The 17648-nt window shown below is 33.7% G+C and carries 15 protein-coding genes and 1 other annotated feature; of the genes, 6 read left to right on the top strand and 9 right to left on the bottom strand.

Annotated elements, in window-relative coordinates:
* Window positions 1-102: 102 nt before the first annotated feature.
* The 4 genes from F7O84_RS15975 to F7O84_RS15960 all read right to left on the bottom strand — a co-directional run bounded on the left by F7O84_RS15975 (window position 103) and on the right by F7O84_RS15960 (window position 5082).
* A complete protein-coding gene (locus F7O84_RS15975; RefSeq protein WP_192451794.1) occupies window positions 103-1095 on the bottom strand; it encodes a CotS family spore coat protein in 993 nt (330 codons plus the stop codon).
* A 135-nt stretch (window positions 1096-1230) separates the two neighbouring features.
* Window positions 1231-2577, bottom strand: coding sequence for a CCA tRNA nucleotidyltransferase (locus F7O84_RS15970; protein ID WP_151147537.1), 1347 nt, complete (start codon window positions 2575-2577; stop codon window positions 1231-1233).
* Window positions 2578-2610: 33 nt separating this feature from the next.
* Window positions 2611-4050: a proline--tRNA ligase gene (gene proS, locus F7O84_RS15965; protein WP_151147534.1), complete on the bottom strand. Its 1440-nt coding sequence runs from the start codon at window positions 4048-4050 to the stop codon at window positions 2611-2613.
* A gap of 106 nt (window positions 4051-4156) precedes the next feature.
* Window positions 4157-4362 (bottom strand) — a binding site (T-box leader).
* Window positions 4363-4413: 51 nt separating this feature from the next.
* Window positions 4414-5082: an RluA family pseudouridine synthase gene (locus F7O84_RS15960; protein WP_151147530.1), complete on the bottom strand. Its 669-nt coding sequence runs from the start codon at window positions 5080-5082 to the stop codon at window positions 4414-4416.
* A 139-nt stretch (window positions 5083-5221) separates the two neighbouring features.
* On the opposite strand from F7O84_RS15960, the gene F7O84_RS15955 reads away from it, so the two are divergent.
* Together F7O84_RS15955 and F7O84_RS15950 are read left to right on the top strand one after the other, a co-directional pair.
* A complete protein-coding gene (locus F7O84_RS15955; protein ID WP_151147528.1) occupies window positions 5222-6289 on the top strand; it encodes an HD-GYP domain-containing protein in 1068 nt (355 codons plus the stop codon).
* 96 nt (window positions 6290-6385) lie between these two features.
* Window positions 6386-7351, top strand: a complete 966-nt coding sequence (locus F7O84_RS15950; protein ID WP_151147526.1) for a calcium/sodium antiporter — start codon at window positions 6386-6388, stop codon at window positions 7349-7351.
* Between the two features lie 69 nt (window positions 7352-7420).
* Here the strand turns inward: F7O84_RS15950 and F7O84_RS15945 are convergent, their stop codons facing one another.
* The 3 genes from F7O84_RS15945 to F7O84_RS15935 form a co-directional block, all read right to left on the bottom strand.
* Complete coding sequence (locus F7O84_RS15945; RefSeq protein WP_151147523.1) at window positions 7421-8110, bottom strand: response regulator transcription factor; 690 nt, start codon at window positions 8108-8110, stop codon at window positions 7421-7423.
* Window positions 8103-9578 carry a sensor histidine kinase gene (locus F7O84_RS15940; RefSeq protein WP_151147522.1) on the bottom strand — a complete coding sequence of 492 codons (1476 nt, stop codon included), beginning with the start codon at window positions 9576-9578 and terminating at the stop codon, window positions 8103-8105. Before F7O84_RS15940 ends, F7O84_RS15945 begins: the two co-directional genes overlap by 8 nt.
* 111 nt (window positions 9579-9689) lie before the next feature.
* Complete coding sequence (locus F7O84_RS15935) at window positions 9690-10568, bottom strand: AraC family transcriptional regulator (protein ID WP_151147520.1); 879 nt, start codon at window positions 10566-10568, stop codon at window positions 9690-9692.
* A gap of 150 nt (window positions 10569-10718) precedes the next feature.
* Here F7O84_RS15935 and uxuA point away from each other — a divergent pair, with 150 nt between their 5' ends.
* Both uxuA and F7O84_RS15925 read left to right on the top strand, forming a co-directional pair.
* Window positions 10719-11786 (top strand): mannonate dehydratase, encoded by a 1068-nt coding sequence (uxuA, locus tag F7O84_RS15930; RefSeq protein WP_151147518.1) that lies wholly within the window; start codon window positions 10719-10721, stop codon window positions 11784-11786.
* Between the two features lie 12 nt (window positions 11787-11798).
* On the top strand, window positions 11799-13415 hold the full coding sequence (locus F7O84_RS15925) for a mannitol dehydrogenase family protein (protein ID WP_151147516.1): 1617 nt from the start codon (window positions 11799-11801) through the stop codon (window positions 13413-13415).
* An 81-nt stretch (window positions 13416-13496) separates the two neighbouring features.
* Here F7O84_RS15925 and F7O84_RS15920 read toward each other — a convergent pair whose 3' ends face one another.
* A complete protein-coding gene (locus F7O84_RS15920) occupies window positions 13497-14204 on the bottom strand; it encodes an MgtC/SapB family protein (protein WP_151147514.1) in 708 nt (235 codons plus the stop codon).
* A gap of 112 nt (window positions 14205-14316) precedes the next feature.
* Window positions 14317-15300 (bottom strand): 2-hydroxyacid dehydrogenase, encoded by a 984-nt coding sequence (locus tag F7O84_RS15915; protein WP_151147511.1) that lies wholly within the window; start codon window positions 15298-15300, stop codon window positions 14317-14319.
* Window positions 15301-15512: 212 nt separating this feature from the next.
* Here F7O84_RS15915 and F7O84_RS15910 point away from each other — a divergent pair, with 212 nt between their 5' ends.
* Window positions 15513-15872, top strand: coding sequence for a BlaI/MecI/CopY family transcriptional regulator (locus tag F7O84_RS15910; RefSeq protein WP_151147509.1), 360 nt, complete (start codon window positions 15513-15515; stop codon window positions 15870-15872).
* 11 nt (window positions 15873-15883) lie between these two features.
* The gene (locus tag F7O84_RS15905; RefSeq protein ID WP_151147507.1) at window positions 15884-17590 is read left to right on the top strand and encodes a M56 family metallopeptidase; all 1707 of its coding nucleotides are present in this window, start codon (window positions 15884-15886) and stop codon (window positions 17588-17590) included.
* The last annotated feature ends 58 nt before the right edge of the window (window positions 17591-17648 follow it).

The raw sequence follows: 17648 nt of genomic DNA, 5'->3' as shown, positions 1-17648 counted from the left end.
TCAAAGCGGATATGACATCCGCTTTTTAATCTGCACACAACTAGGATTATTATAACCTAATTCAAAGTAAAAGAAAACTAAAAACATTGTTAACTTATATACCTAGATATAGTCTGTAAAGACTGTATTTAAAAATTCCCATTTTATCTTATTTTGAGCTGCAAGCATTTGAAGCTTTTCTATATTTTTTACTGGTGTCCAGGCCTTATTTGAATTATAGTAATGATTAGCTATTTTCCAAAATTTTTCTGGGTAAATAAAACGTATTAGTAGATTTTCAAGTTCATCTGAATTTAGATTTTTAATTTCATGATAGGTATCAATCATTTCTTTACCTAAGTTTATATCCCAATTATTTTTTTCAAGAATTTTTCTCATAAAATTATACAAATCTGATACTTGAACTCCTATTTTACATTTATCAAAATTCGTGATAAATGGACCGTTTTTCGTAATTAATATATTGTGATGATTGTAATCCCCATGACAAACACATTTTTTTTGAATTGCATCTTCTAACAATTTTGCGTAGTTAGATTTTTCTAAACGTTTCGTTGCAGCAATTGTGTCTTCTTGAAACATTTCAAACACACTAATAAAACATATCTCATAGTCTGTCTTTTTATTTTTGTCTCTAACAAAGTTTCTTATTTTCTTTAATTCTTTGTTATGTTTTTCAAATTCAACATTTAAATCTTCAAATCTATGGCTTTGTGTAACATCACATTCCACATTCACCATATTACAGTGAATCATGGCAAGTAATTTTACCGCCAGTAATATCTCACTTTTATTTCTAACGTCAATCTCTCTTCCGTCGTACCATTCTTTCATGACATATAATGACTCATCTTTGTCCCTTGTTATCAGTTCTTCATTTAAGTTTGGCACAAAACAATCTATATGATAGAATTTTGAATCTTCAAGTAGTTTTTTAACACGGTTTTGGAACTCAATTTTAGGGCTTTGAAAGCCGAGTTCCTTCACAAGTCTTAATCCTTTATCTGTCTCACAAATAATACTTTGCCGACCTTTATATGTGCGAATCACATTGATATCATATTGATCCCATATCAAAAGCTCCTTATCACTCACCACAGATTCCCCCTATTCAATATTCTTCTCTATCTTATGAACCTAGATAACGAATTATGATTTATGCGTGAATCTATATAAAAATTTAAACAAGTTAACCTTGCTTTTTTACAAGAATAAAGTGCAAGCTTACGCTCACACTTTATTTTCTTCTTTGTTTAATTTTAATGCTCTGGATATTAGATATGGATAGTTATTAAGCTTTGGCTCTTCAATCACTTCATTTAGTAAAGTATTAAGAATGATTCCCATTTGTTTACCTGGTTTTATTCCATTATCAATTAAATCTTGACCACTCACTGCTAGGTTCTTTAGGGAAACGCACTCTTTGTCTTTCATAATTTCATGAAACAACTTTTCTACTGTATTAACATTATATAACTTCTCTTCTCTTTTATAATTACTTTGAGCTAGAATATCGGCTTTTTTCACTTTCAACAAATCTAAAAAATTGTCTTCTGAAACTTTATTTATCATTCTTCTAACTGATTTTTTGTCATTTTCAATATCGACATCATGATATTGAATCAAAAGACAAACTTTGTTTCGTGTTTCGTTATCAAATTTAAGTCGTTTTAAAATTACTTTTGTCATTTCCACACTTTTTTTAGGATGTCCATAAAAATGATCGATGCCTTGTTCATCCGTAGTCCTAGTTGCAGGCTTTGCGATATCGTGAAACAACATTGCAAGTCGAAGTGCCTTGTTATTTTCTATATGAGAAACTGCTCTTAGTGTGTGTTCCCCTACTGTATAAAGGTGATGAGGGTTATTTTGCTCACAATTCATCATGCAATCAAATTCTGGAAGAATTACCTTTGTAATCCCCATCTCATAAGCTTGTTTTAGTCTTTCTGGATGATTGGAAACAAGCAATTTGACCAACTCTACTTGTATTCGTTCTGCACTGATATGTTTTAAGTTAGAAGCTAATTTTTGAATTGCTTTTTTTGTTTCTTCTTCTATTTTAAAATTTAATTGCGCACTAAAACGAACCGCTCTTAGAATTCTTAGGGCATCCTCTCCAAAACGTTCTTCTGGATTTCCAACGCAACGAATCCTTTTATCCTTCAAATCACTCATTCCGTTAAATTCATCTACCATTCCTTGCGTATCATTATATGCCATTGCATTAATGGTGAAATCTCTCCGCTTTAAATCTTCTATTAGATTTCTAGTAAAGGAAACACTCTTTGGGTGCCTGTTATCTTCATATTCTCCATCGATTCGATATGTTGTCACCTCGAAGCCTTCATGCTCTAACATAACGGTAACTGTACCATGCGCGATGCCAGTATCAATCGTTCTAAAAAATATTTTTTTTATTTCATCTGGAGTTGCATTTGTTGTTATATCCCAATCATCTGGTTTTTTGCCCAGAACACTGTCACGGACACATCCGCCTACTGCATAAGCCTCGTATCCGTGTTGCAGTAATTTATTTATAATGGTACTTACCTTTTGAGGAAGTTCTATTCTCATTCTATCACCTTAAATTCTTTGACTTGCAAAAGCTTAGTATGCTTTACCCCAGTATACTAATTTTTTGGCATCTTTTCCACAACAAACACATTTTGATGCAATGGTTTCTTGAGAAAAAGGCATACAGCGCGAAGTGGCAGAAGTATCTTCTTTAATCTGATTCTCACAAGCTTCCTCACCACACCACATTGCCTTTACAAACCCTGGCTTTGTTTCTAATGTTTCTTTGAATTCATCGTAATTAAGTGCTTGGTAGGTATGCGCTTCTCGATGATCTCTTGCTCTTTCTAATAGCTCTTTTTGCATGGTGTCTAAGATTTCTCTTACTTTTGTTTCAAGTTGTTCAAGTGATACCACTGTCTTTTCTCTTGTATCACGACGTACCACAACACATTGGTTTGCTTCGATATCTTTTGGACCTATCTCTACACGAACTGGGATACCTCTCATTTCTGCTTCTGAGAATTTCCATCCTGGGCTCTTGTCTGTATCATCCACCTTTACTCGAAATCCTGCATTGAATAATTCATCCTTTAGTGCATAAGATTTCTCTAATACACCTTCTTTTTTCTGTTGAATTGGTATAATCATCACTTGTGTTGGTGCAATTTTAGGTGGAAGTACTAACCCGCTGTTATCTCCATGTACCATTATGATAGCACCAATTAATCTTGTCGTCATTCCCCAAGATGTCTGATGTACATATTGTAGCTTATTTTCCTTATCTGCGTATTGAATTCCAAACGCCTTTGCAAAACCATCTCCAAAGTTATGGCTCGTGCCTGATTGCAGTGCCTTACCATCATGCATCAATGCTTCTATTGTATAAGTAGACTCCGCACCAGCAAACTTTTCTTTGTCAGTCTTTTTCCCTCTTACAACTGGCATTGCTAATACTTCTTCACAAAAGTCAGCATACAGATTTAACATCTGAATCGTTCTTTCTTCTGCTTCTTGTGCTGTTGCATGAGCCGTATGTCCCTCCTGCCACAAAAACTCTCTGGAACGTAAAAACGGTCTTGTAGTCTTTTCCCAGCGAACAACGGAACACCATTGATTATAAAGTCTTGGTAAATCTCTATGTGAATGAATATCTTTTGCATAAAAATCACAAAATAAAGTCTCAGAAGTTGGTCTAACGCACATTCTTTCTTGTAATGGCTCTAATCCTCCATGTGTTACCCATGCAACTTCTGGTGCAAAACCTTCCACATGATCTTTTTCTACTTGTAACAGACTTTCTGGTATAAACATAGGCATATAAACGTTTTCTACACCAGTTGCTTTAAAACGAGTATCTAACTCCTTTTGAATGTTTTCCCATATAGCATATCCTGCTGGCTTAATTACCATGCATCCTTTTACACTGGAATAGTCAACTAATTCCGCTTTTTTTACCACATCCGTATACCACTGTGCAAAATCCTCCTCCATTGAGGTTATTGCTTCTACAAATTTCTTATCGTTTGCCATACATTTAATTCCTTTCTTTATGTGTTAAAATGAAAATCACATGCCTGCTTTGCAGACACGTTCGCGTCCACGAGGGTTGTAATATAAAAAGCCTTCCAATCCCTCAAAAAGGGACCGAAGGCTAAATCGGCGGTACCACCCAAATTAGTTGCTTTTAGCAACTCTCCTTGACATTCTTTATCGCAGAATTTACGCTATACTTTCATATAGAGCTCCAAGGTAGGTTCCACAAATTCCAAACAAGAGTCTCACACCAAACAACTCTCTCTCTGAGTTCTTCCTTTCTGTACTAGTCCTTATCGTCGCCACTTACTTATCTTATGATGTATTCTATGCCATCATTTCCATTTTGTCAACCCGCTATTACTCTTTCATAAATCCTCTAAACTCTTCATTATATGGTTCTATCTGAAATGTCATCTTTTTCTTTAGTATAGGATGAAAAAATGACAGCTTATATGCACAAAGAGCTAGCTTTATTCCTCTTTGATTTAAAAACTCTTTATTGTATTTTACATCTCCCCACAAAGGCAACTTCGCATTTGCCATTTGCACTCTTATTTGATGATGTCTGCCAGTATACAGTTCTATCTCAGCTAAGGAAGTCTTATCCATGGTTTTTAATATTGTATATTTTAGTTCACTTTTCTTTGCATTGGGCGTATTTTTACTAACTACTGAAGATATATTGGTTTTTCCATTTTTTAAAAGATAGTCTATTCGTATTTCCTCTTTCACCTTTGGTATTCCACAAAGAATTGCCAAATATAATTTTTTCATTTCATTTTGACTGATTTGTTTACTTAAAGCTGCTGCTACCTTTGGTGTCTTTGCAAATACCAATAGCCCTTCTACTGGCTGGTCAAGACGATGAATGACGCCAATGTAGGAATCTTTTGAGGTCTCATTTTTATAATTTCTAAGTTGGCTTACCATATCTAGTTCGCCAATTTTTGCAGTCTCTACTGAGATACCTGCACGTTTATGACAGATTATGACGTAATCATCTTCATAGATAATATTTAAGTTCATACTAATTTCCTATTTTCCTTTATTTTTCGCCAATCTCTTGAAAAAAACACATTGATATGATAGTATGATTTTCAAGTAATTTTCTTCTAATTATTATACAATTATTTAAAAATAGATTCAATATGAAATAGGAGCTCCGATGAGATATATTCCCATTAATCATGTGAAACCTGGTATGCTGCTTGGAAGAACGATTTATAATAAGAATGGTACCAAATTATTAAATGAGGGTAATCTTATTACAAGCGATCATTTGGAGCGCATTATGGCCTTAGGTTATTCTGGACTATATATTGATGATCCATTATCTAGTGATGTGGCACTGGATAGTATGTTTATCGATACTATAAAAATTGAGGCGGTCCAATCTTTAAAAAATCTATTCATTTCTTCTACTGATTCCTCGGCTTATCAGGATGAAATTAACTTTTTGTCTCACAGTTTGGTAAAAATTATTGATGAAATAATTTGTAATTCCGATATTATTTCTAATATGATTGATTTAAAAATCTATGATGATTATACCTATTTTCATAGTGTAAATGTTGCTATCTTAGCTCTTATCATTGGAAACTCACTTAAGTTTCAAAAAAAAATGCTAATACAGCTTGGTATGGCAGCAATACTGCATGATATCGGTAAAAAATTTACACCCATCGAAATTTTATCAAAACCTGGAAAACTAACAGAGGAAGAATTTGACATTATTAAAGAACATCCTTATAATGGATATCAGTTCATAAAACACTCGTTTCCAATGATCCCAGCAAGTACATACGTTGGTATCTTACAGCATCATGAAAGATTTGACGGTTTTGGTTATCCGTCTGGTACAAAAGGTGAGAACATTTCCTTATTTGGACGTATCTTGGCAGTTTGTGATGTGTATGACGCCTTGGTCTCTGATAGACCTTATCACAAGGCGTATCTACCTTCTGAAGCCCTAGAGTTCATTCAAGGTGGATCTGGTTCTATGTTTGACCCTGAGATTGTACTTGCCTTTACCTACAAAATAGCTTCTTATCCTCTTGGAACAGCTGTTAGGCTTAGTAATGGTGAAGTCGGTATTGTTGTTAAAAATTACGAAGAATTTAATACTCGTCCAAAGGTTAAGATTATTAAAAACAACGTAGTATCTCATTATATCGACTTAAAATCAGATTACAACGCAAGAAATATAACCATTATTGGAATCGCAGAAATATAAAAAAAAGAAAAAATCACTTTCTTTTTTTATGACTAGAGTGTCTACTTTTTAGACACTCTAATTTAGTAATACAATAACAGATACATGGAGGAAAAGATGCTAACATATTTTTTATTAATTATTGGTTTTGTTTTACTTGTTAAGGGAGCTGATTTTTTTGTAGATGGTAGTTCAAGTGTAGCCAAATTATTAAAAGTTCCCTCTTTAATTATAGGTTTAACTGTTGTTGCCTTTGGTACTAGCATGCCCGAAGCGTCGGTAAGCATTACTGCTGCTCTTGCTGGTAAAAATGAACTTGCAATCAGCAATGTTATCGGCTCAAACGTATTTAACCTTTTGGTCGTTGTAGGTGCAAGTGCAATTATTTCACCTCTTACAGTACAAATATCAATCCTAAAAAAGGAATTTCCTTACTCTATTTTGATAACCGCACTTTTATTGGTATTTTCCTTAGATTCATGGGTACGTGGCGGCGGGGATAACCAATTATCTCGTCTAGATGGAAGCATTTTATTTATGTTTTTTATATTATTTGTAGCTTCAACGGTTCGTTCTGCCTTATCTTCTAGAAAAGAACTACAAATATGCGATATTCCCGAGAATGAGCCAAAGGTCTTATCTCCAATTGTTAGCATACTATATATTGTTTTAGGACTTGCTGCTATTATTTGGGGTGGTAATCTTGTTGTTAATAGTGCAACACAAATCGCTTTATCCTTTCATCTGAGTGAAACATTAATAGGACTTACTATCGTGGCAATTGGAACTTCTTTACCAGAACTTGTTACTTCTGTAGTGGCAGCAAAAAAGGGGGAAAGTGATATTGCGCTTGGTAATGTTGTTGGATCAAACATTTTTAATATATTATTGATTCTAGGAACATCAGCAACTATTAAGCCAATTGTTGTTACAACTGATTCTATTTATGACTTGATTATCTTGATTTTCACAAGTCTATTGGTATATGCGTTTGCAATAAAAAATAAAAGAATATCTCGAATAGAAGGAATTCTTATGGTATTACTCTATATTGCCTTCACTTATTATATTATAGTACGCTAAACTTCACTTTTAAATACAATAACAAAGGACTTAAAACAGTTTTTTACTATTTTAAGTCCTTTTTCTATATCACACTTTAAATCGATATCCCACACCCCATATTGTCTCAATATATTGAGGTTTGGCTGTATTATATTCAATTTTTTCTCGAATTTTTTTAATATGTACCGTTACCGTCGCAATATCCCCAATGGATTCCATGTCCCATATTTTGTTAAATAACTCTTCTTTTGTAAATACGTGGTTCGGATTTTGTGCTAAGAATGTTAAAAGGTCAAATTCTTTCGTCGTAAACGTCTTTTCTTCCTCATTAACATATACTCTTCGGGCTGTCTTATCTATTTTGATTCCACGTATTTCGATAATTTCATTTTCCTGTGAATTACTTCCAATTAATCTTTCGTATCTTGACATATGTGCTTTTACGCGGGCAACTAATTCACTTGGACTAAACGGCTTTGTCATATAGTCATCGGCGCCAAGTCCTAACCCTCTTATTTTATCAATATCATCTTTCTTAGCCGATACCATTATGATAGGAGTATTTTTTGTTTCTCTTACCTTTTTACATATTTCAAATCCATCTACATTTGGTAACATTAAGTCCAAAATTATCAAATCAAACTCTTCGTTCATAGCTCGTTTTAAGCCTACATCACCCGAATTCTCAACTTCAACCTTGAATCCGCTAAGCTCTAGATAATCTTTTTCTAAATCAGCAATACTTACTTCATCTTCAATAATAAGAATTTTACTCATACATTTGAACCTCCTGATACTTTCTTAGCTTAAAATACATAACTGTTCCTGTTAGTTCCTTGCTTGTTGCCCAAATTTCTCCACCATGGTCCTCAATAATTTTTTTCACGATGGATAAACCGATACCACTCCCACCTTTTGCAGAGTTTCTAGAAGCATCGGTTCGGTAAAAACGATCAAAGATATATGGTAAATCACTTTCACCAATCCCTTTTCCATTGTCTTCTATCTCAAGTTGTATAAAGTCTTTATCATCTTTAATTCTTATATTGATAAATCCTTTTGGCTTGTCTAGATATTTGATTGAATTTCCTACTATGTTATTAATCACGCGTTTTAATTGTTCTGCATCTGCAATAATTTGTGTATTCACAGGCGTATAGTTTACATAGGTAAGTTCAATGTTTTTTGATTCAAGATCTAACCCAACTTCGTCAATGCAGTCATTAAAGTAACTTTCTACATTAATTTTAGTAAATGTGTATGGTATGCGGTTCGTATCTATTTTTGAATAGAACGTTAATTCATTAATTAAACGATCCATCTCATTGGCTTTATTATATATGGTCTTTATGTATTTGTCCATTTTTTCCGGTGTGTCCGCCACACCGTCAATAATTCCTTCGACATAACCTTTTACTGCCGTAATTGGAGTCTTTAAATCATGAGATATATTACTGATTAATTCTTTGCTTTCACTGTCATATTTTATTTTTTCTTCTGCCTGAAACTTTAATCGTTCTCTCATTTCGATAAAATCGTCTGCAAGTTCTTCAATCTCTTTTACTGCATTTACCTTTATCTCAAAATCTAAATTTCCTTCCTTAATCTTTTGCGTCGCTTCTTTAATCTGGGCTATTGGTAGTGCAATGCTCCTATATAAATTAACTGCTATTAAGGCAATGGATAAAATCAAAATTCCAATCATGACATTGGTCATTAATACAAACAGCTTTCTAAGACTAATAATATTATCATGTAAATAAGTCACAACGTACAGCTTGCCTTCTTCACCACTTGGATATTTAAAAGAAATTGCTCGAGAAAAGGTTAGCATTTTACTTTTATTGATTGACTGTTCCAGTGATTCGTCAAAGGTGTAATAGCCTTGCATTTTTGATACTTCAGATTTATTACCAAATATAACCTCCGAAGCCTTTTCAACCACTAAAAAGGAATAATTTTTTTTCAAATCTTCATTTACTTCTTTTAAATATTCTTCATCTTCAAGTTTTTCTGGTGCAATTTCTACTATCTGCACTAGCACATTATAGGACTCATCTGTCAAACCCATATAATATTGAATTGGATTAAATATTATTTCAAACCCTTCACTTTTGCTGTGATAGGATTCTTCTATATCCCTAACTTTTGAATAACCGACAAAAACCATAACAATAAACGTAATTATGGTTGGTACAACAGTTAAGGTTAAAAAAGCAACAAATAAACGAGTTTTTAATTTCATATATGAAATTCCCTCTCATTGATATTTTCAGAATTTATCAGATCATTTAACGTTTAGTATACATTATAACATATTTAAAATCGGTACTAAAGTCATATTAGACAAATTTTACTAAATGTTTTCACTTATTTCATATTTACTTTTAAACTCTTTCGGCGAGATACCATATTCTTTTTTAAACGCTCGATAGAAACTGGAATAGTCATTAAAACCATATCTACGAAAAACATGACTAATTGCATCATCGCCAAGAATTGCATCCTTACATATCATAAGCCTTTTTTTCATAATGTATTGATGAATGGAAATACCGATATTATGTTTGAATGCATGTGAAATATAATATTTACTAACATAAAATTCACTTGCCAATTTATCTAACGAAAGATCCTCCTCTAAATGATTATTAATATAATCGCATAGATTTAGATATAATGCCTTTTCTGTTTTAAAGCTTTTATCAGAGTTTTGATCGTAAACAATGCGATTTAAGTACATAATCAAGCTATTTAAACGCAATGAAATCTCTGCATCTCTCCCAAACCTGTCACTTTTAATTTCTTCAATTAGTCCAAATATCATGGACTGTATGGCATTAAAATTAATCAAATCATTGTGGAATACATATTGCTTCGTCACTAAAACATGCTGCATTAAATATCCATAATCTTTTGATATTTGCATTAACTCATTTAAATATTCCCTACTAATCCATAAAACAAATCTGCGATAAGGCTTTTCACTATCAATAAATCTTGGATAATGACTTGTATTTGGTGGAATCAATACGAGATCTGCATGTTTAATGCGAAACGATTCCTCTCCTATACACATATCCATATCTCCTTCTAAAAAGAAGTAAAATTCATAGTAATCATGAGTATGTGCCTTTACTGGCGATAACACTTTATCGTTATAGTAATAAATCTCGAAATCTTTGGAAAGCATATATTGTCTTGTACTAAACTTTGTCTGAAGCTTCTTTTTCATAATTTACACCTCCACTTTAATTAGCTTATCACAACATAGCAACTTTTACAATGTATACAACAACTCTTTCAATTGGATATTATGTAAAAATAAGTATAATAATAGTACATAGAACTATAAAAAACTAACAAAAAAAGGATGGGATTTACTATGGAAATGACATTTCGTTGGTACGGCAGTAAACATGACAGTGTAACTTTGCAACAAATCAGACAAATTCCTGGTGTAACAGGAGTTATTACAACACTTTATGATTCAAAACCAGGAGAAGTGTGGAGCATTGAAGCTATTAGAGCAATGAAAGAAGAAGTTGAAAAAGCAGGTCTTCATATTGCTGGTATTGAAAGCGTTAATATCCACGATGCAATTAAGGTTGGAAGTGAAGATCGTGATAAGTACATTGACAACTACATTACAACACTTGAAAATCTTGGTAAAGAAGATATTCATCTTGTTTGCTACAACTTCATGCCAGTTTTTGACTGGACTCGTACAGAACTAGCTAGAAAACGTCCAGATGGATCTACTGTTCTTGCATATAGCCAAGAATCAATTGATAAAATTGATCCTGAAAAAATGTTTGAATCCATTGATTCTGATTCAAACGGTTTTGTTCTTCCAGGTTGGGAGCCAGAACGTATGAGTAAAATCAAAGAGCTTTTTGCTATGTATGAAAATGTAGACGATGACAAGTTATTTGAAAACTTAAAATATTTCCTTGAAAGAATTATGCCAACTTGTGATAAATACGATATCAATATGGCAATTCATCCAGATGATCCAGCATGGAGCGTATTTGGCCTTCCTCGTATCATCATTAATCAAGAAAACATTCTTCGTATGATGAAAATGGTTGATAATCCACACAATGGTGTTACCTTCTGCTCTGGTTCTTATGGTACTAATTTAGCAAACAACCTTCCAGAAATGATTCGTTCTTTAAAAGGAAGAGTTCATTTTGCACATGTGCGTAACCTAAAATTCAATTCACCTACTGATTTTGAAGAAGCCGCACATTTATCTTCTGATGGAACCTTTGATATGTATGAAATTATGAAAGCTCTTTATGATATTGACTTTAAGGGACCGATTCGTCCAGACCATGGAAGAATGATATGGGATGAAGTAGCTATGCCTGGTTACGGTTTATATGACCGTGCACTTGGTGCAACCTATTTGAATGGTTTGTGGGAAGCCATTGCAAAAAGCTATAAATAAACGGAGGCCATTATGAAATTAAAACAATCTGAATTGCAACAAAAAGAACAGTGGAACGCACTAGGTTATAAGCTTTTTGATTATGACCGAGAAGCAGTTACAAAAGCTACAAAAGAAAATCCTTTTTGGATTCATTTTGGGGCAGGAAATATTTTTCGCGCGTTTCAGGCTAATGTCGTTCAAAATCTTTTGAATAAAGGGGTTTTAAGCAAAGGTCTTATCGTTGCGGAAGGCTACGATTACGAAATAATCGAAAAAATTAATCATCCATATGATGACTTAAGTCTTTTGGTTACTCTAAAGGCAGATGGCAATGTGGAAAAAACAGTAGTAGGTAGTGTGGTTGAATCTTTAACTCTTGATTCCTTAAATGAAGTTGACTACAATCGCTTAAAAGAAATTTTTCAAGCGCCATCTCTACAAATGGCTTCTTTTACAATTACAGAAAAAGGTTATAGTCTGGTAGATGGGTCTGGCAAAGAACTTCCTGCTGTAACAGTGGATATGAAAAATGGTCCAGCTTCTCCTAATAGCTATATTGGAAAGGTAGCTTCTCTTTTATATGAAAGATATAAAAATGGGAAAAAGCCAATTGCCATGGTAAGTATGGATAACTGTTCACATAATGGAGATAAGTTATATCAAGCGATTGCTGCCTTTGCAAAAACTTGGGAAGAAAATGGTCTTGTTGAAGCTGGATTTGTTGATTATGTAAACAATCCTTATAGCGTGTCTTTCCCTTGTACGATGATTGATAAAATTACTCCAAGACCAGATGCATTTGTTTGCGATCTATTAAGAAAAGATGGGCTTGAAGAACTTGATCCTTTGATTACTTCTAAAAACACTTATGTTGCACCATTTGTAAATGCCGAAGAATGCGAATACTTAGTAATTGAGGATTTATTCCCAAATGGCAGACCTAAGCTAGAAGAAGGCGGATTTATCTTTACTACAAGAGATATTGTTGATAAGGTAGAACGAATGAAGGTTTGTACTTGTTTAAATCCTCTTCATACAACTCTTGCTGTATTTGGATGTCTTTTAGGGTATGATCTAATATCAAAAGAAATGAAGAATCCAGTATTAAAGAAACTAGTTGAGATAATTGGGTACCAAGAAGGACTTCCTGTAGTTGTAAATCCAGGTATTCTTGATCCAAAGGAATTTATCGATACCGTTGTTAATGTAAGAATTCCAAACCCATTTATGCCTGATACACCTCAGCGAATTGCAACTGATACTTCACAAAAATTAGCCATTCGTTTTGGCGAAACAATCAAAGCTTATGAAGCATCTTCAGACCTAAATGTAGGCGATTTGAAACTGATTCCTCTTGTTTTTGCAGGATGGATTCGTTATCTAATGGGAATTGATGATAAAGGAAACTCTTTTGAACTTAGCCCAGACCCATTACTAGAGCAGGTTCGTCCTTATGTTAAGGATATTAAGCTTGGTGATTCCTTTGATGCAAAAGAAGAATTAAAACCGCTTCTTAAGGATAAGGTTATCTTTGGAGTAGATTTATATGAAGTTGGACTAGCTGATTTGGTATGTGATTATTTTACTGAAATGATCGCAGGAGTTGGTGCTGTTGAGGCTACTCTTTCAAAATATGTAACACTTTAAGAACATGTTAAGATAAATGCTTTTAAATTAATCGTGAAAAAGGGGACTCGTTTTCGAGTCCTCTTTTTCATGATTTTTATCTTATTTTATTTCCTCTACATAATGAACGCCTTCAATATGTCTTACTTCCTCTAATATCTCTTGGTGACTTTTTCTTTTCTTTAAATCAAATTCTGCAATCACAACAAAGTCTTTATCCAAAAGAGCCTTTTGTTTTTTCTTTTCAATAAAAAGAAGGGGATAATCATTGTCATTCAGATAATTCATCAAACCGTCAAATCCCTTTTCTTTATCAATTTCTATAAACATGGTAATAATTCGATTAAAGTCTTCTTGTCGTTTGCTAAGAAATAATAAGAGTCGAACGGATACCATGATTAAAATAAACGTAACCAATGCACCATAGATGAATCCAGCCCCAATCGCAATTCCCATAGTTGCTGTTGTCCAGAGGGTGGCTGCTGTTGTTAATCCCTTTATATGATTTCTTCCTGTTACAATTATGGTTCCTACACCTAGAAAACCAATTCCACTAATCACTTGCGCAGCCATTCTAGATGGATCACCCGTTATTCCTGAATGAATTAACAAGTATTGATTGGTTATCATAGCAAGGCAAGAGCCAAGCGATACCAACGCAAATGTTCTAAGTCCAGCAGCACTCCTTTTTGTTGCGCGTTCCATACCAATGATACCGCCTAAAAAAACAGCGAGAACCAGACGAATGGTGATTGAAGCCATATTAAACTCTTCTAAATATTTAAAAACATCTACGATTGCCTCATACATAGTGATACTCTCCTTTATACATATCTGAAATACACGGCCTATTGCCCTTGGTATATCATATCATATGTTAGACAAAAAAAGATACCGACTATTTTTGTCAGTATCTTTTCTTTTATAGCTGATTGGTAAGAGTTTTGTTTTTTTCAAATTCATCGGCATTATTAAGTGTAGTTCTCGCAATCGAATTTAACGCTTCATTCGTAAAAAACCCTTGATGAGAGGTTACTACAACATTAGGAAAAGAAGTCAATCTTGCAACCGTAGTTGTATTTAAAATATCAGTGGAATGATCATCAAAAACTAAATTCGTTTCTTCTTCAAATACATCCAGACCAACCGCAGAGAACTTATTTGCTTTAATACCATTAATAAGGTCTTCGGTTTTTATTAGCCCTCCTCTTGATGTATTCACCAATATAACACCATCTTTCATTTTTTCAATGGTACTTTTATTAATGATATATCTGGTACTTTCCATTAATGGGCAATGTAGCGAAATCAAATCAGCTGTTTCTAATAATCCATCTAATTCCACATACTCAATCAATCCCTTTACATCTGGATTCTTAAACTGATCAAAACCAACTACCTTCATTCCAAATCCAGAGCATATTTTAGCAAATGCAATTCCTATTTTTCCTGTACCAATGATTCCTGCCACTTTTCCATGCAAATTGATACCATTTAAACCCTCTAAGCTAAAATTATTTTCTTTGATGCGGTTATAGGATTTATGAATTTTTCGGTTCGCACTTAACACCAATGCCATCGTGTGTTCTGCAACCGCCTCTGGAGAATATGAGGGTACATTTAACACTGTAATCTGATTCTCTTTTGCTGCTTCAAGGTCTACATTGTTATAACCAGCACATCGCAGCAACAACAATTTCACTTTATTATGCGCTAATATCTGCAACGTTTCTTTTGAAATGATATCATTTACAAATCCACACACTGCATCATAGGACTGTGCCATAATTGCGGTTTCTGGGGAGAGCTTAGGTCTAAAAAATTTGATTTCATGCTTATATTCAGGTAATATCTGATTAAATATTTTCTTATCATATTCCTTTGTTCCAAAAAATGCTATCTTCATAGAATACCTCCTTGCTTTCTTTAGTATATCCAGTAAAGTTTTACATATTTACTTTATAACAGGTTTTATATCCTTTGTAAATGGGTAGATTATTGTCATATAATAACTGTAATTATTATTCTTTATTCTATTGACAAATCTATTCTACTACAGTAAAATAAAATCACAATTCATTCTACTGCAGTAAAATCAGATTATAAAGGAGAGAAGTTATGCAAATCAAGTTATTTGATTCAGAACTTAAGATAATGGATGTTATCTGGAAAAATGGGGACATTACAGCAAAACATATAGCCGAAATATTAAAAGAGCAAGTTGGCTGGAGTAAGACCACAACTTACACTCTAATCAAAAGATGCATTGACAAAGGAGCCATTGAACGAATTGAACCTAACTTTGTTTGTCATGCCCTTGTTACCATTGAACAGGCAAGAGAACTTGAAACAACGCAACTCATTAATAAAATGTATGACGGCGCTCCCGACCTACTAGTAGCTTCTATCTTGGGACGAGAAAATTTGTCTCCAAAAGAAATTGAAAGACTTAAAAAGCTCGTCAACAATCTAAAATAAGGAGGTAGAGTATGAGCTTACTTAACATGAGTTTTTCAGCTACTGTTCTTATTTTGGTCATTCTATTAATCCGTGCACTGCTACTACACAAATTACCCAAAAGAACGTTTCTTGCTTTATGGTATGTTACCTTATTTCGTTTGTTAATCCCTTTTAAGATATCGTCCCCCTTTAGCATATATACAGTCATAAATCTGCTTAAGGGTAGCGTTTTTGAATCCAATTTAAGCTTTACCGAAATTCCTGTTATTCCAAATGATACAAAAATAACACAAACTTTTACACCATTGCCGAAAGAAAACGTTACCACTCTATCTACTTTTATGCTAATCTGGGTCATTGGTTTTTTCGTTTGTACTTTGTTTTTCCTTGTGACTCATCTTCGTTGCCGTAGAGAGTATAAAACTGCACTGCCAATCGATAATAACTTCATAAGAGTATGGCAACAAGTTCATCCACTGAAAAGACGTGTACAAATACGACAGTCTGATCGGATTACAACTCCACTAACCTATGGTGTATTTAACCCCATAATACTTTTACCAAAACAAACCGATGGGGCAGACGAAACTAGACTTCATTATATTTTAACGCATGAGTTTGTCCATATTAAGCGATTTGATACGTTGACAAAATTACTAATGGCGGCAGCCTTAAGCGTACATTGGTTCAACCCTTTTGTATGGCTCATGTTTGTATTATTAAACCGAGATATCGAACTATCTTGTGATGAAGCGGTTGTAAGACATTTTGGGCAAAATATGAAATCTGCTTATGCGCTAACATTAATTGGTTTGGAAGAAGAGAGAGTATTTTCTTTTTCTCCACTTATCAATAACTTTAACAAAAATGCAATTGAAGAAAGGATTGTATCCATTATGAAGGCAAAAAAGACTTCGCTTATAGGCATATTAATTGCATTGGTTATTGTCATTGGCACAGTTATCGTGTTTGCAACTAACGCACCAAATACTGACGAAGCTATCCCACAAACGACATATGTAAGTAACAGTACAGAAACTGCAGGCAAAGATTTTACGGAGTATGCTGACTACGGACTTAGTTATGATATTCAAACAAATAAACTTACGTACAACGGTAAATTTGTCCGTTACTTTGAAGACTTTTATCCGCTAGGAGATGGAGCCTTCTCAGGAATCGACTTTTTTGATAAGGATGGGACTGTTGATGTTCGAGCAATTAGAGATTTAACACCTATTAAAAATTCTGATGGTTCTATCAATCCTGCTGGTAAATTAACTGGTTTGGAACAAAGTAGCCAAAACGACTTTGAAGCAAGAGATATTAGTGCTCTACTTAATCCAGCTCAAGCAGAAGCAATAGCTGGAGAGGAAATAACTGACAATGCTATTGATACTACAGATTCTACGCAAGATGGAAACGTTCCAGTCACATCTAGTTCAGAGGGTATGATGACACCAGATGAATTAGCAAAGCTATATTCCGTATATGAGCCTTTTGGCCTTACTTATGATAAAGAAAAGGACTGTTTCTATTATGAGGGAAAGCTTGTGCAAACTTTCATCGATATCTTATCCTCCAATGGTGAGTCCTTAGAAAGTGGAAAATTCAGCGGTTCTATACGTCAACATGGCTTTCATGAAAAAGGGGAAGTTAATATAAAGGCTGTTCGTGATTATACCAAATTAAATAAAGATGGTGAGGGAAAACTAGTCGGAATTGAAGTTGTAGAATAAGTATGAAAAAGAACAATTTAAGCATTCTCTTTTGCTTTCATTGTTCTTTTTATATATG

This window comes from Candidatus Galacturonatibacter soehngenii, from assembly GCF_008830185.1.
Taxonomy (GTDB): Bacteria; Bacillota; Clostridia; order Lachnospirales; family Lachnospiraceae; genus Lachnotalea; species Lachnotalea soehngenii.
The sequence above is the reverse complement of the archived record's forward strand: the minus strand, read 5'-3'. Positions and strand labels throughout refer to the sequence as shown.